General features: G+C 64.9%; 20 protein-coding genes. 1 reads left to right on the forward strand and 19 read right to left on the reverse strand.

The window, feature by feature from the left end:
* Positions 1-19: 19 nt before the first annotated feature.
* The 12 genes from QFW77_RS02585 to QFW77_RS02640 form a co-directional block, all read right to left on the reverse strand.
* Positions 20-430, reverse strand: a complete 411-nt coding sequence (locus tag QFW77_RS02585) for a hypothetical protein (RefSeq protein ID WP_280572678.1) — start codon at positions 428-430, stop codon at positions 20-22.
* A gap of 88 nt (positions 431-518) precedes the next feature.
* On the reverse strand, positions 519-1,652 hold the full coding sequence (locus QFW77_RS02590) for a serine hydrolase domain-containing protein (protein WP_280572679.1): 1,134 nt from the start codon (positions 1,650-1,652) through the stop codon (positions 519-521).
* Between the two features lie 247 nt (positions 1,653-1,899).
* Positions 1,900-2,928, reverse strand: a complete 1,029-nt coding sequence (locus QFW77_RS02595) for an RICIN domain-containing protein (RefSeq protein WP_280572680.1) — start codon at positions 2,926-2,928, stop codon at positions 1,900-1,902.
* A gap of 198 nt (positions 2,929-3,126) precedes the next feature.
* Positions 3,127-3,348 carry a hypothetical protein gene (locus tag QFW77_RS02600; protein WP_280572682.1) on the reverse strand — a complete coding sequence of 74 codons (222 nt, stop codon included), beginning with the start codon at positions 3,346-3,348 and terminating at the stop codon, positions 3,127-3,129.
* Positions 3,349-3,422: 74 nt separating this feature from the next.
* Positions 3,423-3,767: a hypothetical protein gene (locus tag QFW77_RS02605; RefSeq protein ID WP_280572683.1), complete on the reverse strand. Its 345-nt coding sequence runs from the start codon at positions 3,765-3,767 to the stop codon at positions 3,423-3,425.
* A 209-nt stretch (positions 3,768-3,976) separates the two neighbouring features.
* A complete protein-coding gene (locus tag QFW77_RS02610; RefSeq protein WP_280572685.1) occupies positions 3,977-4,396 on the reverse strand; it encodes a hypothetical protein in 420 nt (139 codons plus the stop codon).
* Complete coding sequence (locus tag QFW77_RS02615; RefSeq protein WP_280572687.1) at positions 4,393-4,731, reverse strand: hypothetical protein; 339 nt, start codon at positions 4,729-4,731, stop codon at positions 4,393-4,395. Before QFW77_RS02615 ends, QFW77_RS02610 begins: the two co-directional genes overlap by 4 nt.
* Positions 4,732-4,785: 54 nt before the next feature.
* The gene (locus tag QFW77_RS02620) at positions 4,786-5,241 is read right to left on the reverse strand and encodes a hypothetical protein (protein WP_280572688.1); all 456 of its coding nucleotides are present in this window, start codon (positions 5,239-5,241) and stop codon (positions 4,786-4,788) included.
* A gap of 295 nt (positions 5,242-5,536) precedes the next feature.
* Entirely contained in the window at positions 5,537-5,902 is a 366-nt protein-coding gene (locus QFW77_RS02625) for a hypothetical protein (protein ID WP_280572689.1), read from the reverse strand.
* A 269-nt stretch (positions 5,903-6,171) separates the two neighbouring features.
* Positions 6,172-6,612, reverse strand: a complete 441-nt coding sequence (locus QFW77_RS02630) for a hypothetical protein (protein ID WP_280572690.1) — start codon at positions 6,610-6,612, stop codon at positions 6,172-6,174.
* Positions 6,613-6,670: 58 nt separating this feature from the next.
* Positions 6,671-6,982: a hypothetical protein gene (locus QFW77_RS02635; protein ID WP_280572691.1), complete on the reverse strand. Its 312-nt coding sequence runs from the start codon at positions 6,980-6,982 to the stop codon at positions 6,671-6,673.
* A 62-nt stretch (positions 6,983-7,044) separates the two neighbouring features.
* Entirely contained in the window at positions 7,045-7,281 is a 237-nt protein-coding gene (locus QFW77_RS02640) for a hypothetical protein (protein WP_280572692.1), read from the reverse strand.
* Positions 7,282-7,809: 528 nt separating this feature from the next.
* Between QFW77_RS02640 and QFW77_RS02645 the strand changes: the two genes are divergently transcribed.
* The gene (locus QFW77_RS02645; RefSeq protein WP_280572693.1) at positions 7,810-8,727 is read left to right on the forward strand and encodes a dienelactone hydrolase family protein; all 918 of its coding nucleotides are present in this window, start codon (positions 7,810-7,812) and stop codon (positions 8,725-8,727) included.
* A gap of 89 nt (positions 8,728-8,816) precedes the next feature.
* Here QFW77_RS02645 and QFW77_RS02650 read toward each other — a convergent pair whose 3' ends face one another.
* From QFW77_RS02650 to QFW77_RS02680, 7 genes are all read right to left on the reverse strand, one after another.
* A complete protein-coding gene (locus QFW77_RS02650) occupies positions 8,817-9,104 on the reverse strand; it encodes a hypothetical protein (protein WP_280572694.1) in 288 nt (95 codons plus the stop codon).
* Between the two features lie 45 nt (positions 9,105-9,149).
* Positions 9,150-9,515, reverse strand: coding sequence for a nuclear transport factor 2 family protein (locus QFW77_RS02655; protein ID WP_280572696.1), 366 nt, complete (start codon positions 9,513-9,515; stop codon positions 9,150-9,152).
* A gap of 70 nt (positions 9,516-9,585) precedes the next feature.
* Positions 9,586-10,050, reverse strand: coding sequence for a YciI family protein (locus QFW77_RS02660; RefSeq protein WP_280572697.1), 465 nt, complete (start codon positions 10,048-10,050; stop codon positions 9,586-9,588).
* Between the two features lie 2,040 nt (positions 10,051-12,090).
* On the reverse strand, positions 12,091-12,588 hold the full coding sequence (locus QFW77_RS02665) for a hypothetical protein (RefSeq protein ID WP_280572699.1): 498 nt from the start codon (positions 12,586-12,588) through the stop codon (positions 12,091-12,093).
* Complete coding sequence (locus QFW77_RS19015; protein ID WP_331487846.1) at positions 12,585-13,511, reverse strand: peptidoglycan DD-metalloendopeptidase family protein; 927 nt, start codon at positions 13,509-13,511, stop codon at positions 12,585-12,587. The genes QFW77_RS02665 and QFW77_RS19015 overlap by 4 nt, the downstream gene beginning before the upstream one ends.
* Positions 13,508-17,578: a wall-associated protein gene (locus tag QFW77_RS02675; protein ID WP_280572701.1), complete on the reverse strand. Its 4,071-nt coding sequence runs from the start codon at positions 17,576-17,578 to the stop codon at positions 13,508-13,510. The genes QFW77_RS19015 and QFW77_RS02675 overlap by 4 nt, the downstream gene beginning before the upstream one ends.
* On the reverse strand, positions 17,575-19,359 hold the full coding sequence (locus tag QFW77_RS02680; protein ID WP_280572703.1) for a hypothetical protein: 1,785 nt from the start codon (positions 19,357-19,359) through the stop codon (positions 17,575-17,577). The genes QFW77_RS02675 and QFW77_RS02680 overlap by 4 nt, the downstream gene beginning before the upstream one ends.
* Positions 19,360-19,591 lie beyond the last annotated feature (232 nt).

Consider the following 19,591-nt stretch of genomic DNA (forward strand, 5'->3'; position numbering starts at 1 on the left):
GCGATGCCGGCGCCCCTGGTCAGGGCGGCGAGGGTTCGACGACCTGGTTGGCGGCGGACCATTCCGCCCGGCCGACCAGGCAATAGGTGCCGCGGATCAGCACGGCCCCGCCCCGGGCCGCAGCGGGCAGCCAGGCCCGCGCCTCCACGCTGGCGCACCGGTCCGAGACCCGCACCACGCGGCCGCGCACCGCGGGCAGATGCGGATAGGGCACCGCGTAGTCGATCACGGCATCGGCCGGCTGCAAGCCGAGCGCCCCGGTGATGGCCACGACGATGCTGTTGTGCGCCACCTCGGGAAGCCCGGCGCCGGCCAGGCCGGCGAGCAGCTCCGCGCGGGTGTCCGAGGAGAGCCGCGGCGTCAGCGGAGCGACCGCGTCGCAGGTCATGGCAAGGGCTCCAAGGCACAGGGCGACCAACAGACGGTTCATGAACATCCTTCGGCCATGCGCTCGGGTCAAGCCATGCCGCGAAACGGCATCGCCCTCGCCCTCGCGTCGTGCAACGGTACGAATCACATCACGGCGCCGTGTCCAGGTCGACCCCCGGGGGCGGGCGGCCTTCGACGAACGCCTCCAGGAATGCCTGCGCGAATTCGGAGCGCTGCACCTGCGCCTGGTCGAGCGGGTTGTCCCACCAGACGCCCTCGCTGTTCGCCAGCACGATGAAGCTGAGGTCCAGCGCCGGCACCTTCAGATAGAGCGCCGAGTAGGCGTCCTCCCACCATCCCGAATGCCAGACGAGGGTGTGGCCCCGGTGTTCCTGGACGTACCAGCCGAGGCCGTACGGGAGCGGCTCGCCGCGGCTCGACCGGCCCGGCGCCACCATGGCCTCCCGCGACGCCGCCGACAGCAACAGGCCCTGATCCAGCGCCACGTCGAAGCGGGCGAGGTCGAGCACGGTCGCCACCACGCCCCCGGCCGCCCCGTCGCCCTGCGGCGACGGCGCCGGGGCGGGTTCGATCTCGCCCGAGGCCCCGAGCCGGTGGGGCGGCGCGAGGCGCCTGGCGAGGTCTTCCGGCAAGGGCAGATCCCGATGCTTGCGGGCCGATTGCTTCATGCCGGCGGGCGCGAACACATGGCGTTCGACGAGCGCCGAGAAGGGCGCGTCGGCAGCGGCCATGATGGGCCGCGATGCCCAGGAGTACAGCACCGGATTGTAGGAGAACCGGCTGCCGGGCGTGGCCGTCGCCGTATGCGAGAGCAGGTGCCGGAGCGTGTGGACCGCCGGCTGGCAGCGGAGCCCGCGGGCGAAGATCGACGGCTGCTGGCTGAAATCGTTACAGAACCCGGCCCAGTCGCTGTACTCGGCCATGGGCCGGTCGAGGTCGAGCGTGCCCTGCTCGGCGAGCCGGAGCGCGACGACCGCCGAGAGCGGCTTGGCGACCGAAGCGATGTCGTAGGGCGTCTCGGCGGTGGCCGGGATGCGGCGCTCGAGGTCGGCGTAGCCCAGGCCCAGGGCGAGCACGATCGCTCGATCCCTCACCACGGCGACGGACAGCCCCGGGATATCGGCGGACTTGCGCAGGGATTCGAGGCGCTCGACGAAGGCGGGAATCTCCGGGGGCGTGGCACCATCGGGAAGCGGTTCCTGGGCTGCCGATGCGCCGGCGCATGCCGCCAGGCCAAGTACGAGGAGCATGAGGTCCTTCATGAAATCTCCTTTGCAGAAGCGGTTCCGCATCGTCAGGCCGCGCCATCCGGCACCCAGTGCCAGGTCGCATCGGTCATCGAGGCGTTGCCCCCACCGCCGAGCGAATGCGTTGTACGAGGATAACCTTCGAATACGAGGCCTGTCGCGAGCACCGCCGCGAACTGGCCGGACCTGAAGGCGACGATGCCGCGAGGCTCAGCCGTGCACCCTGGCGCATCCTGTTCCAGAACCCCCACTCGCCCGCGATTCAGCGCACGGCCTGCCACTTCTGCTGCTCGGCGCCGTTGCAGCTCCAGATCTGCACGCGGGCGCCGTTGTCGCGCATGTCGGGGTGGTGGACATCCAGGCAACGGCCGTACGGGCCTACGAGTCTGCCACCGGAGAGCTTCCACTGCTGCTGGCGCGTGCCGTTGCACTCCCAGACCTGCATGCGGCCGCCGTTGGTCCGCATGTCCGGCGCGTGCACGTCCAGGCACAGCCCCCCGACGTTGCGAACGGCGCCTTCGGCGAACACCCAGCGCTGCTGGTCCTGACCGTTGCAGGCCCAGGCCTGCACCCGCCCCCCGTTGCGGCGCATGTCCGCCTGGTGAACGTCCAGGCACAGGCCTCCGCCGTTGCGGAGCGAGACCGACTGGGCCCGCGACGGCGGCGGCGCTACCGCGATCCGGGCCTCGCGCCTTTCGCTCCACGGCCCGCAGCGCACCCCGCCGATGCCGAACAACCAGTTGTTGGAGCAGCCTTTCATCGTCAGGTAGTAGGTCGCCCCGCTGCGCATGCCCGGAAAAACGAAGCTGCCGCCGTCCCGGGCATCGATGGTTCTCTGGTCGACATTGCCCAGTTGATCCTCCAGCCGGAGGACGAGCCTGGTGTACGGCCCGTTGCGGCTGGCCCAGGCGATGGAGACGGAGTTGCCCGACGAGCCCACCCCGGTGACGATCGGCGCACCGTCCATGGCCGGTGCGGCCGGCTCGAAAGGGGCGGGCATGGTCGTCACCGAGACGAAGCCGGTGCAATCGGAACTGTCTTCGTAGTTCGCGCAGACGCGAAAGTCGTAGGACGTGGCGGCCGACAACCCCAGCACCGGGAAGGTGTCGGCAAGATTGGCGCTGGTCCGGACCGTGCCGCTTCCCTGCTGTTCGAGATGGAAATTGAGGACGCCGTCGCCACCCGGATGCGCATACGAAACCGACACGCCCCCCGGCGATGTGGGGTAGGCATCGATGGTCGGCTCCACGGCCAGGGCGCTGGCCGGCGCCGCGACCAGCGCCGCCAGCACAGCGGCGCACCGAAGGATCTCTGATGCACGGTGTCTCATACCATTCTCCGCGTGGGATGTTGGCCAGGGTGACCGGTCGAAGGCCTGCCTTGGCGCCTGTTGACCCGGCTGCAAGATCGCCGTGCCGGAAGACAACGGCCGCAGCGGGCCCGGCCGGACAGACCCGGGGCAACCGCACCCCCCTCGAACCGCGCCTGGCTAGTCGCCCATGAGCGCGGCCAGCGAGAACACGGCTGCGAACACCGCGCTGGGGACGCTCACAGCCAGGGCCAGGCCGGCCGCCGGCCGCCCATCGCTGCCGCGCAGCGCGCGTACCGCCAGGACCCCCGCCACCACGGCCCCGGCCAGCCACGCGATGGGAACGAGCCGCGCGAGGTCGGGCGGGAACTGCTGGGCGCCTAGGTAGACGAACCAAGCCAACCCTACGGCGCACGAACTCGTCGCGAGGAGTAGCGCCCGCATTCCCTGCGACACAGGAGATGCGGAGCGCGCGGTCACCTGGCTGCCGCCGCACACCGCCCGGTCAGCGCGTCCAGCTCCTTGAAGAGCTGCGGATCCCCGGTCGAGAAGTTGAAGCAGGACTTGCCCTGCATCCGCTTGCGGAGCGCGTCGCTGGTGCCGGCCAGCAAGCCTGGGTCTTCGTAGACCGGCATGAGGTGATAGCTGACGTAGGACTTCTTGGTCTGCACGGCGCCGAAGAACCTGGGCTTGCCCTTCGGACTGGCCGGGGGCAGTTCCACGTACAGGTGGCCGGGCTCGTCGGTCCTGATGGACATGCCGGCGGCATGCTTGCGCAGCACCTTGGACAACGCGGCGAAGATCGAAGCGAACTCGTTCATGCGGCACCCCCGGGTTCTGATTGCGCAACTTCGATGCTGCGTCCCTCCCCAACCCACAGCCGGCGCGATGGCCTCTGCAGAACTCTGCGCTCCATGCCGGCGGCCGTCAATCCAGCTTCCGGGACAGCCTGGCAGCCGCTCCCAGCCGGGTTGGCCGAGCATCACGTCCGATCCCCGCCGCCAGCGCAACGCCGACCTCGGCTCGAAGATCAGCTGTCACGCTCGAACGGCTCGCTGCGAACGGTGAGCGCCAGCGCAGGGGCGCTGAGCGACCAGGTCGAAAACACGCAGCCATGGCTCTGCGCGACGTCGCACATGAAACCGACCCAGCTGATGTGATCCGCTGCCGACAGGGTGATGCCGTATGGGCGGGTGGTGCCTTCGAGCCGCCAATAGGCGTCCGGGCCACGCTCGGCCTTCACCGTGTAGTGCTCGGAAAGTTGTCGACCCAGGCTCTCCACATCCCCCTGGGAAGGACCGAAGTGCGTGAAGTCGACCGCCAGTACGGTTTCGTCCCCGCCGCCGCCCGCGACCAGCGCGCTCCAGACCTGCTCGGCTTCGCACAGCCGCTCGGCTCGCTTGCGTTTTGCGTACTCGATCCACGTGTCGCATGGTTGGGAATCGGTCATCCCTGCGCATTCCCCGCCGGCGGCACGGCGGTGCCCCGGTAGCGGTAGTGCTGGACCCGCTCGGGCCGCGTGAGCAGGAATCGGTCGTCCTCGGGAAAGTAGCGGGCGCGGTCGATCGGCTCGCCCGCGAACGCCGCGATGGCGTCCAGCGACACCCACAGGCTCAGCGTCACGATCTCGGTGCGCTGGTCATCGAGATCGCGGACGGCGATGCCCGCCCACAGGTTGCCGGGCGTTTCGCGGTAAGCCGCGATCCCGGTGCGCTCCACGTACGTCACGTACTCATCGGCGAGTTCGCGGCGGATCTCCGCCCGCCATTCCCTCAGGATTGCCATGGATACCTTCCTTCGACTATTGCTGCCAGCAGACCGCTGAATGATGACAAAAATTCACCGATCGCTCCCGCGGCCGGACACGACGCCCTTGAAGTGCGGCGTGGGCCCCAGGGCGGCTGCGATCGGCGGCCACCGCGGCGCCAAGTAGCGGGTCAGCAGGAACGAACACATCGCGAGAACCAAGGGCACGGCCACCCACCACCAAGCTGAGATCAAGCCCGATGCCTGAGCCAGCCAACGGCCAGCCGCAGGCAGGTCCCCGGCCACCTCGAGCTGAGGCGCGATGTAGACGGCAAGAGCGCGAAGCGCGATGCCGACAACGAGCAGGAAAGCGAGCAGCCCGTAGCTCAGGCAGGCGACAACGCAGGTGAACAGGCACTTTTGCGGCATCGTCGCCCTGCGACGAAACGACACCAGCGCCGGGTAGAGAACCGGAAACAGCGACAAAAGCCACCACACCATGGCGATGGCGATCAAGGGCCAGACGTCGGGTGCGAGGAATTCTTCCATTGGCCTAGTGCACGGGTGGCGCCATCATCAAGAAGGCAGCAAGCGCAAGGATCACAAGAGCGCACACGAACAGAATCCCCCGGCTCTCTCGCAACGACAACCCGCCCCTTTCTTTCACATTGCGGTCGACCAGGTAGGCGGGTCCAAAAAGCAGTCCCCAGCGCGCACCACGTTGTCGAGTTTGTCTGTCCCGAGCTTTCATCTTGATAGGGCCCTGGCGTTGGGTGACCGATTCGTAGATCCGAACCTCCCGCCTTGCTGACTCACCGATCATCACACAACGGCTGATGCCGGGCTATGTGGAACTGCGGACCGGCTTCGGCCTAAACGAACTGCTGGGCGCACGGCCGATGAGCCTGAGCGCCGCGCGCCTGATCGCGGATGAGGTGTGAATCGTTGCGAGAAGCGTGTAGAGCCATGCCTTCTGCCAGCGACGGCGGATCACAAAGACGTGCAGATGCAAGTTGTCTCGCTTTCTGACGAAGCCGCCGCTATGAATGATGACGAACGAGTGCGCATTGCCTGTGACCTTGGCAGAAAGCTCGTGCGCTTCTGACACGAAGAAGCTCATGACCGACAGGTCGATGCTCGGATGGTCCGGATCTGCCGGCTCGTGGCAAAGTACGAAGCAATGCTTGCACAAGGGCATCGCGTACGACACGAGACAACACTCCCTTTCCAGGTAGCCCGGCGGAGTGCTGACGCTTCTGTTTCTGACCAGAATGTTCAGAGGTGTGTGCCTGGCTGCGGTCTGTCCCTTGACGGACGTCGCACGAACTGTGCAATGCGTACCGCCGGTCGTCAAATGGACGACAAAGCAAGACGTCGAATATGCTCGAATTGAGGTGATTCTTTTATTTCGGCACGGGCCAAGGGCCCTTGGTTCCTGGATCAAACCGATCCCCGACGCGGTTTCGGCTTGAATGATTGCTACGCCGTCTCCCCTCCACACACCACCTCTGGAACGACTGGCGCGACGGTAGGTAACGAGAAGCGCAAAGACAGCTCGCGATACGCCGCCTCTGAAATAGGGCCCGTGAGCGCTCGACGGAGGTCTCCTAGCGGATCGTATTCGACCCTGGACAGGACGTAGTAATTGATGATGCCAGGAGCCGATACCGGCCTCTGCTTGACCACAACGTACTGGTCGTTGGCTCCAGCGGCGAACACGCACGCATCGACGATACCGATGGAGCTGTAATCATCTAGACGATAGGACAAATCGCTGGTGGAGTGCGTGTCTATCCAGCCGATCCGAAACTGATCGGACTCCCAGCTGGTGCCGGAATCGAAGAGGCCACAGCTGGTGCCTGATGCAGCAACGATGACAAGTAGGAGGATACGTACGATGGTTCTCTTGAGCGAGTTCATTGCAGTCCGTGGCAAGGATGGCACTCGGTTGATGCCTCGATCTGGCGTGGGAACTAGGTCAGGGGGCGCGGGCCACGAGCGGAACGAAGCGGCAGTACAGCCATAGCTCGACGGCGACGCCGGCAAGTATGCCGCCCGCCGGCAGCGCCAGGGAAAGCCAGCCTGAGGAATCGCGCATGGCAATGGCCATCACGCAGATGAGAAGCGGGATGAGTCCCATGCCCAGCAAATGCAGGGAACTTTGCAGCCACGGCACACCCACCATGTTCCCGCAGGTTTGGCACTTCTTCTTCCTGGCTGGACCGAGCGCGATTTTCGACCAGAAGTCCATGCAGCGCTGGCCGCAATGTGGGCAGAGCGTGGGATGCATGATGCGACGCCGACCGCCTGAGCCGGGTTGAAGCAAGGAGCGCATCCGGCCTGGACGAGACATCAAGGCGCCGGCCCCGAGCGCCTGTGCCGCAACGCTCGGATGGCCGCCGGCAGCGCCAGCACCCCGGCGAGCACCAAGGCAAGCGAGCCCACCAGGATGGCCGGACCCAACCAGGCAGGTGTGGTGTTCAACGCGCCGGCGTACCTGAGGCCAAGGAACGCACCGACCAGGCCGCCCGACCAAGAAAGGACCGCCAGCGTGAGGGGAAATCGTGGCTTCGCCTCCGAGTCCTTCATCTGTGCCTCCAGGTGCCGAACGCTCGAACTAGGCCGACCCGAAGCGGGTTCGGCTTGAATGAATTGTTCCGCCGCCACAGGCTTGTCGCAAGCCCTGGTGACTGGCTGCTCGACTATTGTTGAGTCTGTATCGCGATAACGGTTAAGGCGGACCCGCCAAGATCGATGGACTTGCGCCAGACATGCCTAGCGCCCGGGACTGGAACGAATGTTCCCTCATATGCCCGTGCGGACAGCTGCTTGTGAAGCGGCGGCGTGGGGCCCGGAAGAGCGCTCTTGGGCATGTTCGACGCCCACGTTGATATGAAGCCCGTGAAGTTGCTATGGCTGCCTTGCGCCACATGGGTGGCGCCTCTATACGCAACGATGTAGGTGAAAAGTGGCATCGCGACCTAGCGCTCGAGGTAAGCCGCCCCGAAACGAGGAAGCTGGGAGCCGAGGATGCCACACGGCCGGGCCATTGAACTCAAGCCTGCGGGCACGGGCCGACTCCCGTGCCATCCCGATCGCGGGCTACCATTGCAGACGATGACCGATCTCCCCACGACCCTTCGAGAACGCCTGGGGCTCGCTGACCCTGTGCCGGTCGGGTTCGAACGGGGCGAGGTCGAAGAGGCCGACGGCTTCGCCCGGGAACGGATCGAGTATCGGGGGCTCGAAGGCGACCTCATACCGGCTTTCCTGTTCACGCCGCGGGGCTGCAATCCGCTCGGCGGCGTGGTGGTCTTTCACCAGCACAATGGCGAGTTCCATTTCGGCAAGAGCGAGGTCGCCGGTTTGGTGGGCGACGCGCTCCAGGCCTTCGGGCCGGCGCTTGCGCGTAGGGGCCTCGCAGTCCTGGCCCCGGACGCCATCACCTTCGAGGATCGACGAGCCGCGGTGCGGGGGGTGGAACCGGACTACTACGATTGGCTTCAGCACTACAACGCCATGAGCTACCGCTTGCTGGATGGCGACGTGCTGATGAGGAAGTGCCTGGATGACGCCCAACGGGCCCTGAGCGTGCTGCTCCAGGCCACTGCGTTGGACCAGCGGCTGGTTGGCGTGGCGGGGCACTCGTACGGTGGCTACACGGCGCTCTACCACGCGGCAGTCGATGCGCGCTGCAGGTTCGCCTGCATCAGCGGTGCCGTGTGCAGCTTCGGGACGCGCCGCCGGGAAGGGACCGGGGTCACCCTCTTCGAGGCCGTGCCCGGGCTCGCCCGCCTGATCGACACGCACGATGTGCTTTCGGCCATCGGCCCCCGGCCGACCATGGTGGTGTCGGGCGCCCAGGACAAGTACTCGCGGGACGCGGACCAGGTGGTGGCCAAGGTCGCCGGCGACTTCATCACCGAACTCCGGGTCGACCGCGGACACGCGCTCGATCAGGAGAGGTTCGATGCGATCGTCGAGTGGATCGTTGGCCGCGTATCCGATCGGCACAAAGAGAAGCCCAGCACCTGAATCGCTCCACCAAGTGGTCTGGCCGTGGATTTGGCGGTCCCGTGTTTCTACATACGTCTACACGGGGTGTGGTGATAGCCACTTCGCCCTCAGCGGACCTGGACTTCAGTGCAGGCGCCACTCTGGAGCCAGACTTCGGCAACCAGCCGCCCCGCCTTCCATTGGGCCACCTCTCGGCCATGATCCATGCTGCCAAAGAAGGTGTACGGCCCTGCTTTACTGACGACGTATTCGATGTCCTTGCCGATGAAGTCACTGCCCGGCTCGAACAAAGCGCGAAGCGCCAGTTCGGCCTTCTGGCGACGCTTGCGACGGCGTACCAGCAAAGTGCCGAGCATCAGCGCGAGAAGGATCGAGATGGCGTACCAGATGTCCAACCCCTCGCCCCAACCTGCGCCAAAGGAATCAACTCGAACGAATCGTCAGGACGCAACCGCAGTGACGCTGCCACCAATGACCTTCCAGGAGCCTCCCAGGCTTGCCCACATGCGGATGTACCTGAACCTGCCCGAGAAGGCAGCGCCGTCGAACGATCCTGCCAAGTACGCCGTGACAACCGACACGGCAGCAGACCCGTAGGTCTCTACCTTGACCTCTTCCCAGTCAGCTCGGTCCAACTTTTGTCGTTTGGATCGATGAAGATCCAGGTCATCCTGCTTCCGAAAGGTTGTCCCATCGGGGCCAACGAACAGCAAGCTGTCTGAGATCAGCCTCTCGAGCGTCGGCACATCGCCATTGAGCATTGCCAGCCGGAGGGACTCTTCCAGATTGCGGATCACGGATTCCATGTTCTTCCTCTTGCAGCGCCTGAACCAGGCCACGCCGCGAACGGCGTCGGCTTGCATGAATCTTGAGGCGTCAGCATGCACCTTTTGCTTGGGACTTGTTAGCGTTGAGAGCCCGCCAAGCCGCACTCCACGTCGGCGCGGCCTCCCTGACGAGTTGGAGAATTTCAGGCGGCAGGTCTCCTGAGCCTGTCAGTTGACGAATTTCCAGAATGTCGTCCGTCCCGGAACCGGACGGAGCGCGGAGGGCCCATTGAACAGCCTCGTCGAGCGATCCCACCTCAATGAGATAGAAGCCTCCCACCAGTTCCTTGGACTCGGCGAAGGGGCCATCAACAATGCAGCGTTTGCCTCCATCGACCGCGACGCGGGCCGCTTTCGCCGCAGGGTTGAGCCCCTCTGAGGCGACAAGCACTCCGGCCTGGTGCATCTCTTCGTTGAAGCGCATGTAGGCCTTGAAGAGTTCTACGTCGAACTCGGGGCGCTGGTCGGCTGCCGTCTTCTCCGCGCTCGACTGCGCCGTAATGATGAATCGCATCGCTTGTTCCCCGAATGTAGGTGCTCTGGATACGGCTATGACGAGCGAGGGCTAGTCGAATCGACAGGACCACGCCCTTCAAGAAAGGAAGGCCACGCCGGGCTTGGCACTCAGCCTCCGGTCGCCCTTGGCCTCGATCGCCACCAGGTGGTGCTCCGACGGGAAGCCATGCTCGCCCCCAGCCACCCAGCTGCGCCGCTGACGATTGCGATGGTCACAAGCTCGATTGGTAGCGAGATCGCAGTCGATGGCCGAGCGACGGCAGCGCCGTGAAGATGAAGCTGGAAGATCGCCCAAACGCCAACGAATAGCAGGACGGTCGCGGTGTTCAATCGCCTGCCGCCCAGAAAGCATGTCAGGAAGGCCAATGGGGCGCTGGAGATGGCAGCCGCCGCGATCGAAGCTGCGAACAGGAACGCCAGGAGCGAGCCCGTGGCGCCGACGGCCTTGGCCCCTACCCCGGCGCCAAGGAAGGCCATTGCATAGACGAATGCAAAGGCATGCGCGATGGCGACAAGCACCACAACCAGCAGTCCGAGGAGTGGTGGCCTCATTCCGCTGGCACCCAACCTGGCCCTAGGGCAGCGGCTTGGTCCTGGACGAGCTGCCAGGCCACGCCGGACGGCCACGGCGCGAACCGCCCGCACACAGCCATGGCTGGCAACAGGATCAGATAGGCCGGCATGCCGACCTTGAGGATACTCAAGGCGAAATGGAGTTCGCGCTTCACTGATACGTCGAACTGCGATTCGGCCCCGGCGGGCCCCCGCCGGCACTCTGCGCCTCGTGCTCCGGGCCGTCAAATGCTGCCCGGCAGCGTGGTCAGCATTCCGCTTCCAGGCGCAGGCACGTCCACGGCCCGGGTTGAATTTCCAACCGGCACCCAGAGACTGAAAGGCAGCTCCGCGAGCCCAGCAGGACGAGCGCGCGGCAGTTGTAGTACCAAGTGTGATGAGCGCCACGCCTGGCGATCATCTGCGTGGCTCGCTGAGCGATGTTCTCCTCCGTGCCGCCGGAAGTGATCGTGCTCGCCAGGTCAGCCAGCACCCCCTTCGCAATGACTTGTATTGCCCGATGCGCATGAATGCCCGACACGAGATCCAACCTCGGAAATAAGCCGAGCTGCGAAGCGGGTTCGGCTTCAACGAATTTTTAGGTGCTGGACAGCTCGGCAGTGATGTCGGTGACACGGGCGTCTTCCAGAACATTGCGCCGAAACATGAAGATGTGACTGTTGCTGTGGGTTGAGAAGCGGCTCAACTCCGTAACAACCTCAATAGGGATTAGGGCGCCATAGAGAACAGAAAGGTCTTGCGAGTATGCGACAGCCGCCAAAGTGTCAAAAGGACGATCGGCCAAGTTGCGAAGGGCGCTTAGCTGAGTTGACTTGTTGTGGGACGTGAGTCTACGACCCTTGATTTGGTACCTAGTGCCGTCAGCGCTACGGGCGTCATACCCGGCTTGAGATTGCGGCTTAGGCCACTAGGCGGGGGGGGCCATCTGACACTCGACGCCACCCGTCTATGCCCCCTCGCCCCGCCACCTACTGATCGCAAGAGCCGATACCAGAAGCGCATACAGGAGCAGCGTCGAGACAAGCCCGTGCAAGAGGCTGCCCCTGGTGGCCCACGCCCACGCACCCAGCGCCAGCGACAGAACCAGCATTGCGGCTCCCGCACCGGTGGTTGCAGCGGACCGATAGCAACGTAGCAGCCGATTGCGTGCCATCAACATTGCGATCCTTCCCGCACTGCGAACAGATAAAACGGGGAATAAAACGAGGGTCAGAGTGGAGTGACCCCTGTTCTTCGACCCGAATCTTCTCAAGCCGGGCAAGCGCGGGCCGGCGCCGAAGCTGCAGCAGCAGCTTGAACGTATCCAGCAGTTGCCCAAGGTAAGGCAACGCACCGTCAGCGAAGTGCTCGACTCGCTACTCGCGCAGGCCGGACGCTGACCGCAGCGGTCACACTTTACTAACGACAAGGCCCACTTCCGGGCCTTGTCATGCGGCGCGGATCGAGATCCCTGCGAGATCCTCCCTCAATCCAGAGCGTCGGTTTCAGCGTAACAGGCATGTGGCATAGATGCGGAGCCGTCCCTGACCACAATGCTGCACATCACATAGTCTCGGAATGGAATCGCCCGGTTTGTCGTAGCCATCTTGGTAAGCGCTACAAAGTCCGGTGCGGTGCTCGTAGGTAGATAAATTACTTCCACCATTTTTGAACCATCCTGGGACTCGGTAACAGCTACCTTTGTTAGCACCCGCCCTCCTTCCAAGACGGAATATGCTGACCTCAGATCAGCACGCCCATGAAAGGGAGTGCTCGCGTCACCAATCATGTACTCGATCGTCACATCATCAAATACATCAGGGTTATTAGCTATTGCTTTCAGCGCTTGCTCATCTCGCAACATAACGGCTTCAAGCAGATCGCTGGCCAGATCCTCAATGCATGGTTGAGCTGCTTGGGCTACCGGCTGCCAAGTGCATCCAGCCAATATGCACCCAAACAAGAAGAACGAAAATTGTTTCATCTCTGCTCGATCTCCCTATCTTTCAACTGCGTTTGAACCGGGTCTACCGGCTTGGTTGCGGTCGTGGCTGGTGTATCACTCGTACCAGGGCGATAGGTGTAGTGCAAGTGCGGCCCCGTTATTCGACCACTGCCGTCAGAGCTACCAATCGGATAACCTGCTTCCACTCTGGTTCCTTTGCTAACTCCCTCCGCTGGGGCCGTATGCGCATAGCCAGATAGACTTCCGTCATTGTTCTGAACCATTATCTGATTCCCCCCGGATCCTCCCGAAGCTATTGATACAACTTCACCTGGCTGAGTCGACCTGATTTCTGCTCCGACGGGCGCCCTGAAATCTGTCCCGTTGTGTAGCCTTACTTGCCCTGTTACGGGATGTACGCGCTCACCATACCCGCTTGTAACAGTCCCGCTTTCTGTTGGCAGGACTGGGCCCGTGTAGGGATTTATGGGTGCAACACTTACTGACTGAGCATGACGCTCTGCCTCACGGAGGACGCTCTGCCGCCCATCCGGATCGGTGAACTTATAGGGATTGCTGTTTCCGTATCGGTACCGATTGAACGCCACCAATGGCTGATCGTAAGCCGTCACCGGATCCACGCTGAGGAAGCCGCCGATCCCCGGATCGTAATAGCGCTGCTGCATGTACGTCAGGCCGGTCGCCGCATCCTGGACGTGACCGGTGTACCCCGGTCCGTCCTGCACCGCAGGCGTGAGTTGCTGTCCGTACGCTTCGTACTCCCGACGCCCCTCGACGACGGCACCGGATGCATCCGTCATCGCCACCACGCTTCCCAGCGCGTCGGTATGGACATACTTAACCGTAGTCTGGGCCGCAGCCCCTATTGGGGTAAGGAGCGCTGCAACAAGCAGCAGGCCGCACAGGTGTGGCAGCCCGGTCCGGGCCGTCCGCGTATTCATTCATCGTCCCCCGGATCAGGTTCCGGTTCCAGCGCGGATCGGCAAAAAGTACACCCTGGTTCGAGCGCCAGCACGTGCACCACAGAGTACGCACTGCAGCCTGCGGCGTTGCAGGCACGCACGCGGTAAGTATATGTGCCCAACACGTTTCGCTGGAGCGTCGTGGCGGTAAGGGTACCGGTATAGATCGTCGCGAATCCCTGCCCGCGCTGATCTTCCTGCAGCTGGTAGCTGGTGGCACCCGCCGAAGCGCTCCAGAGGAGCGTGTACGACTCGTTTCGGTATGAAAAGCTCGGCCCAGTCAGCGTCGGCACCGCCGGTGGGGCGCTGACCGCGGTCGTGTCAACGGCCGACCAGCCTCCGCAGGTCGTGCCCTTGCAGGCGCGCGCGCGATAATCGTACGTCCCGGACAGCTGCCCCGACAGCGCCCTGCTCCTGGCTGCCGCATCGTGGATCTTGCTCCACGCGCCCGCGTTTTTCCGCTGCTCCAGCTCATAGCGTGTGGCGGTGGCCACGCTCGTCCAGCTGACCGTGTAGTTGCCCGTCGCGTTGGTGGCAGGCGCCGTGACGTCCGGGACTCCGGCGATCACGACCGTCGGCTTGATGACCGAGTAGCCGGCGCAGACCGTGGATACGCATCCCCGCACTCGATACTCGTAGGTGGCGTTCGCCAGACCGGAGAACGCCTTGCTGATCGCCGCCGCGTCGTGGACCTTGCTCCAGGACCCCCCATCCTGGCGCTGCGCGAGCTCATAGCGGGCCGCCGCCGTCACTGCCGTCCAGCTGACGGTGTAGCTGCCCGACGTGCTGCTGGCCGGGGCCGTCAGCGTCGGAACGCCTGTGACCACCGCGGTGGTCGCGATGGCGCTGTACGCCGAACAGCCGGCCAGGTTGCAAGCACGGACCCGGTAGCTCCACTGGCCGGCAGTCTGGCCGCTGAGCACCTTGCTGGTGCCTGCGGCATTGTGGATCTGCGTCCAGGCAGCGGCCCCGGGCCGTTCCTCCAGCTCATAGCGGTCTGCGGTTGCGACGCTGTTCCAACTGACCGTATAGCCACCTGAATTGCTGGCGGCCGGCACCATGAGCGTCGGCGGTCCTGCCGGCGGATACAGCACATTCACGCTCTTGATCGTCGACCATCCCCCACAACCGGCGCCGTTACAGGCGCGCACCTGATAGCTCCAGCTGCCTGCGGCCTTCCCACTGATCGCACGGGTCAGCGCCGAACTGTCCGGATAACTTGTCCAGCTGCCGTTCCCCTGTCGCTCCTGCAACTGGTACGTGTCCGCCGCGGGTACTGCCGTCCAGCTGACCGTGAACCCGCCGTTGGGTCCGCTCGTCGGGACGATCAGCGTCGGCACGCCGGTGGGCGACAGTTGCACGGCCACCGTCTTCTCCGCGCTCCAGCTGCCGCAGGTCGCCGGGCTGCACGCCCGGACGCGGTAGCCCCACGTACCGGCGGCCTTGCCGCTGACCGACCTGCTGTTGCCGGCCGCATCGTGGATGGTGACCCAGCTGCCAGTGCCCAGGCGTTCCTGGACCTGGTACTTGGTCGCCAGTGACGAGGTGCCCCAGCTGATGGTGTAGCTGCCGGTCATGCTCGAGCCCGGCACGGTCAGCGTCGGCGTCGACAGCGCGATGGCGTTCTCCACCTGCGCCACCAGACTGCCGCCGAGGTGGACGTAGTCGATCGTCTTGCCGGTGTGCTCGTCGCGCTGGAACCGCAATGTGCCGTCCTGGCCGTAGACCGAGTACAGGTTGCGGCCATCGCGCATCGACAGGACGCGGCGACCATGTCCGTCGTAGCGGTACTGCTCGCTTGCGCCCTGGCGCAGGCGATTGCCCTGGTCGAACGCGTACAAAACGCCATTCTTGTTGGTGAGGTTGCCCTGGGCGTCGTAGCTCAGGCCTATCACCGTGGCCCCGCCCGAGGTGTTGGTGACGTTGGCCAGTTGGTTGCGGGCGTCGTAGACGTAGGTGTGGTTGCGTGCCTTCGGCCCAGCGGTCACCTGCACGGTCTGCAGGTTGTCGAGCACGGTGTAGGTGTAGTTGGCCGTGCCGAACATGGGCGAGACGGCCTGGGTAAGCCGGTCGAGCGCGTCGTAGGCCATGTCGCGGTCGCCGCGATTGCCCGTGCGGCCATCGCTGATCGCCGCCACGTTGCCGTGCTGGTCGTAGTCGTAGCTGTCGCGCAGGACCGCGCTGGCCGTGCAGCTGGACCCGGCGAAGTCGCAGCTGGTCACTGGCAGGCCGCGGGCGTTCTGGGTCAGCGTGTGCTTGATCCCGTTGCCGTAGGTGAACTGCTTGATCCCACCGTTAGGGTAGTAGCTCACCGCCGCGGCATAGATGCCCGCCTTGGTCGGCTGGCCCAGCGCATTGGGCGCCAGATCGACCGCGACACCCAGGGAGGCATGGTCGGCCAGGTGGCCGTGCGGATTGTAGTTATAGTCCAGCGCCCACAACTGGCTGCCGACCGCGAATGTCTCGCCTTCAATGAGGCGGCGCTTGTTGTAGGCGTAGGTGTTGGTGACGACATCGCCGCTGCCGCTGTTCTGGGTGTTGATGGTGGCCGGCAGGCCGTCGCGGGTGTACGTCCAGCTCTGGTTGCCGCGCCCGTCCGGGAAGCTCAGCGTCCGCAGCCAGTTGCGGCCGTCGTAGGTGCGGGTCGTGCGCTGCGCGGCCGGGATGTCGGCCGTGCTGCAACTGTTGGTGGCGGTCTGGGTGGCGCCCGACTTGCTCCAAGCCAGGTTGCCAGCAGCGTCGTAGGCCATGATTGTGGCGCCGGTCTCCGGCTCCACGGATTTGCACAGCTGCTGGTACGCGTCGTAGACGTAGCTGCGGTTCAACGCGACCGAACCGGTGCTGTTGCGGCGCGTGATCGAGGTCGGCTTGCCGAAGACGTCGCGGCCGATGTCGGTGAAAGCGCCGGCGGGATGTGCGATCGTCACCGGCAGCTCGGTCGTGGGCTGGTCCCAGGCCAGGTAGCTGGTCGTGGTCTGGAACGTGGTGCCCGCGCTTTGCCCGCGTGGCGGGGTGACCCGCGTCTTGAAGCCGGTCAGGTACTCGGTCGTGGTCGTCAACGCGCCCAGCTCCGAGTCCTGCGTGACCTGGGTGGGCCGGCCGAGCGCGTCGTACCAGGTCCAGGTCCCGGCGGTCAGCGCATCGCTCGTGCCGGGATAGGACGCGAAGGTCACCCGTCCTTCGTGGTCGTAGGTGAACCGGGAGAAGCGCTGGGTTGCCGACACGTTGGCGGTGTCGTACTCGCGCACCACCAGCGGGCGCCAGAGCGCATCGAAGTAGCTCACCTTGCGGGCATTGCCGGTGCCGATGGTCTGGCGCCAGTGGCCGGCGCCGATGCCGTACTCGGTGCCGGCGACCGGTTCGAACGCCAGCGTCGTGTCGAGCCAGGCGACGCTGTCGCCGTCCGGGTAATCGATCAGCTCGATCCGGCCCAAGTCGTCGTAGCCGTAGCTGGTCGTGAAGCCGTTCTCGTCGGTGGTCGACGTGATCCAGCCATGGCCATTGACTACCGCCGTCTGGGTCGCACCGGCCGTCGCCTCGGGCGTGGCCGGATAACGGATCGACTGCGGGATGCCCCGCTTCCAGCTGCCCAGCGTGGTGACCTTGTTGTTGCCGTCGGTCACCGACGTAACCGTGCCGCGCTGGCCACTGGTGATCGAGGAAGTGGTGTCGTATCCCAGCGTCTGCACGGTGCGGCCGAACGACTTGGTGGTCACGGGCAGCGACCAGGTCGCATCGAAGCTGGTCTGCGACATCACCGAGTTCGTACCGCCATTGCAGTATGTGCTGGAAGGCGTCGAAGCGGTGCACGTCACCTGCGCGACCTGGCCGAGCACCCATTTGGACGGGTTGTCCTCGTAGACGATCACTTCCGTCCGGCTGTAGGCTCCCTGCGCCTGCGCCTGCGCCGCGAGCGGCAACAGGGACAGGGCCGCCAGCAGCCAGGCCGCCCATCGCCTGGTCCGCACCCCTGTGGCGGAATCGAACTGCGTCTGCGCACGAGCGCTCCCGTAGTTCCGGCTACCCGAGTCGCTGCCGCCGATCACGGGCCGCCTCCCGTCATGTTCCCCGTCCGGATGACCTTGGTCGGTCGCGCCCATACATCCAGGCAGTAAACACCGGACGTGATGCAACCCTTGGCGACTTCCCACACGAACAGCCCGCCATCCTGCACCGTCGCGGTCTTGACCAGCGGGCGGGTGTATTCCGCGGTGAATCCCGCGCCGCGCGGCTGCGGGCTGCTGCCGATCTTCGCCGCGTACGCCTGCCCGCTGGCGGCGTAGTTGTAGGTGTGGGTGACGGTGCGCAGCACGTCGAGGTGGCCGGTGCCCTTCTCGTGCTGGAGCAGCTTGCCTTCGTTGTAGCGGTAGCTGTTGCCGAAGGTATAGCGCTCCCAGGTGCCGTCTGGTCCGCTGATTTCCATCACGCGGCTGCCCGCACAGCTGTCGCTCAGGCAGACCGGGTCGGCGCAGGTCGACGTGTTGCAGATGGGTTCGGTTTGCCCTGGCGGGTACCGCCAGCTCCATGAGCTGCCCAAGCCGTAGCTCCACGAGGCCGCCGGGACGCCTGGCCCCTGGATCTGCTTGCTCTTGAGGACCAGCGATACCCAGTTGACCGGGAACACCGGGAAATCGTCGCGGGTATCGTTCCCCCCCGAACCGATCGACTGGTAGTTCCTGCAGATCCCCGGCACGTTGCTGCGACCTAGCTCGCGGGGTCCGACCACGAATGTGGCCGTGGCGCCCGCGGGATGCGTGATGCTGCCGGACACGTCGCCCGAGAGGATGTCATCCGGGCTGAAGCAGCTCCGCATGTCGTTGGGATCATTGGACCTCTGCATGACGGCATTGGACAGGCCCGACAGATTCATGCCCCAGCTGCTGCCATCCGGCAGCAACACGCCCGTCAGGTTGTGTCCGGTGTATTGATAGGTCCAGGTCCGGGTACCGTCGCTGACGGACGCGACGTAACCGCTGGCGTTGTACTGCAGCGTCAGGCTGCGGTTGTCGCTGGAGCTGATGGCCGTCAACCGCACGGGCTGGGTGGCAGTATTGCTGTAGGTGTAGGTGACCCAGTTGCCGAAGCGGTCCTCGACGCGGGTGGCGTAGAGAACGTTCTTGCGCCGGGAGACGACCACCCGTTCCGGCGAGGCGCCTTTGACCACGGAGACGTAGTTCGGCTCCCCGTACTGGGCCATGTGGTCAAGCCAGTACTTGTTGCCGCTCGTGTCGATCGCCAGGAACCCCTGGCCGGATCCGTTGTTGATGGTGGCCAGGCAGCTGAAATAGATGCCCCCCTCCGTGATCCAGAGATAGGGCCCTCCGGTCGACGGCATCGGGCGGTTGCTGTTCCTGAGCATCTCCCCGCCCCCGGGAAGATCGGCATGGTTGCCGGCCCAGTATTCGTCGGCAATGACCCGGGTGTGGACGACCGGCGGCGCAGCCTGGCTGCAGCGATTGTCGTGCCAGGTCGTGGCGAACACTCCGCTGATGTTCGGAATGTCGATATCCCAGTCGGCGAATGCCCGTCCGCGACCGCTCGTGCCGTACCTGTAGCGATCATGGATGTCGAGCTTGCGGGTGACGGCCACCGGCAGGGCGTTGTTGCCAGGAATCGATACGTCCGTCGTCGAGAATGACAGCGCGCCCGAATACAGGTCGACGTTGTCCCCGAACATGCTGTCCACATCGAGGGGCGCGATCTGGCGACCCTCCTCGACGAGGCGCGAATACTCCTGCCAGGGCAACTTTCCCTCCTGCGCGAACCCAGGCGCCGCGCAGGCGCACAGCACGAACCACAGTACGGTCGACGTTGGTCGAAGCGACATATCCCCTCCTTCCCTGAGCCAGCCGCGCGCGCCCATGTCGCGGCGGCAGCCCGCGACGCTGGATGCAATGCAATTCCACTTCCCCGGAAGCTGTATACACCGAAATGAGGGTCGCGTCAGCAGGAAAAGACGTGGCCGTGTGTAGGAGTTTCCTGACAACGCCGATCGACCCCGACGTGACGGGTCGTTGACGGCCTTCTCTGCTCCGAGTCAAGCACGGCCAGAGCTGGTG

It is taken from the genome of Luteimonas endophytica (assembly GCF_029887875.1).
GTDB classification, from domain to species: Bacteria; Pseudomonadota; Gammaproteobacteria; order Xanthomonadales; family Xanthomonadaceae; genus Luteimonas; species Luteimonas endophytica.

What these genes read in the sequence shown, in the direction of transcription:
- QFW77_RS02665 (WP_280572699.1), bottom strand. Translation starts at nt 12,588, where the DNA reads ATGAAACAATTTTCGTTCTTCTTGTTTGGGTGCATATTGGCTGGATGC.
- QFW77_RS02680 (WP_280572703.1), bottom strand. Translation starts at nt 19,359, where the DNA reads ATGTCGCTTCGACCAACGTCGACCGTACTGTGGTTCGTGCTGTGCGCC.
- QFW77_RS02630 (WP_280572690.1), bottom strand. Translation starts at nt 6,612, where the DNA reads ATGAACTCGCTCAAGAGAACCATCGTACGTATCCTCCTACTTGTCATC.
- QFW77_RS02590 (WP_280572679.1), bottom strand. Translation starts at nt 1,652, where the DNA reads ATGAAGGACCTCATGCTCCTCGTACTTGGCCTGGCGGCATGCGCCGGC.
- QFW77_RS02610 (WP_280572685.1), bottom strand. Translation starts at nt 4,396, where the DNA reads ATGACCGATTCCCAACCATGCGACACGTGGATCGAGTACGCAAAACGC.
- QFW77_RS19015 (WP_331487846.1), bottom strand. Translation starts at nt 13,511, where the DNA reads ATGAATACGCGGACGGCCCGGACCGGGCTGCCACACCTGTGCGGCCTG.
- QFW77_RS02615 (WP_280572687.1), bottom strand. Translation starts at nt 4,731, where the DNA reads ATGGCAATCCTGAGGGAATGGCGGGCGGAGATCCGCCGCGAACTCGCC.
- QFW77_RS02605 (WP_280572683.1), bottom strand. Translation starts at nt 3,767, where the DNA reads ATGAACGAGTTCGCTTCGATCTTCGCCGCGTTGTCCAAGGTGCTGCGC.
- QFW77_RS02635 (WP_280572691.1), bottom strand. Translation starts at nt 6,982, where the DNA reads ATGCATCCCACGCTCTGCCCACATTGCGGCCAGCGCTGCATGGACTTC.
- QFW77_RS02645 (WP_280572693.1), top strand. Translation starts at nt 7,810, where the DNA reads ATGACCGATCTCCCCACGACCCTTCGAGAACGCCTGGGGCTCGCTGAC.
- QFW77_RS02660 (WP_280572697.1), bottom strand. Translation starts at nt 10,050, where the DNA reads ATGCGATTCATCATTACGGCGCAGTCGAGCGCGGAGAAGACGGCAGCC.
- QFW77_RS02585 (WP_280572678.1), bottom strand. Translation starts at nt 430, where the DNA reads ATGAACCGTCTGTTGGTCGCCCTGTGCCTTGGAGCCCTTGCCATGACC.
- QFW77_RS02655 (WP_280572696.1), bottom strand. Translation starts at nt 9,515, where the DNA reads ATGGAATCCGTGATCCGCAATCTGGAAGAGTCCCTCCGGCTGGCAATG.
- QFW77_RS02640 (WP_280572692.1), bottom strand. Translation starts at nt 7,281, where the DNA reads ATGAAGGACTCGGAGGCGAAGCCACGATTTCCCCTCACGCTGGCGGTC.
- QFW77_RS02620 (WP_280572688.1), bottom strand. Translation starts at nt 5,241, where the DNA reads ATGGAAGAATTCCTCGCACCCGACGTCTGGCCCTTGATCGCCATCGCC.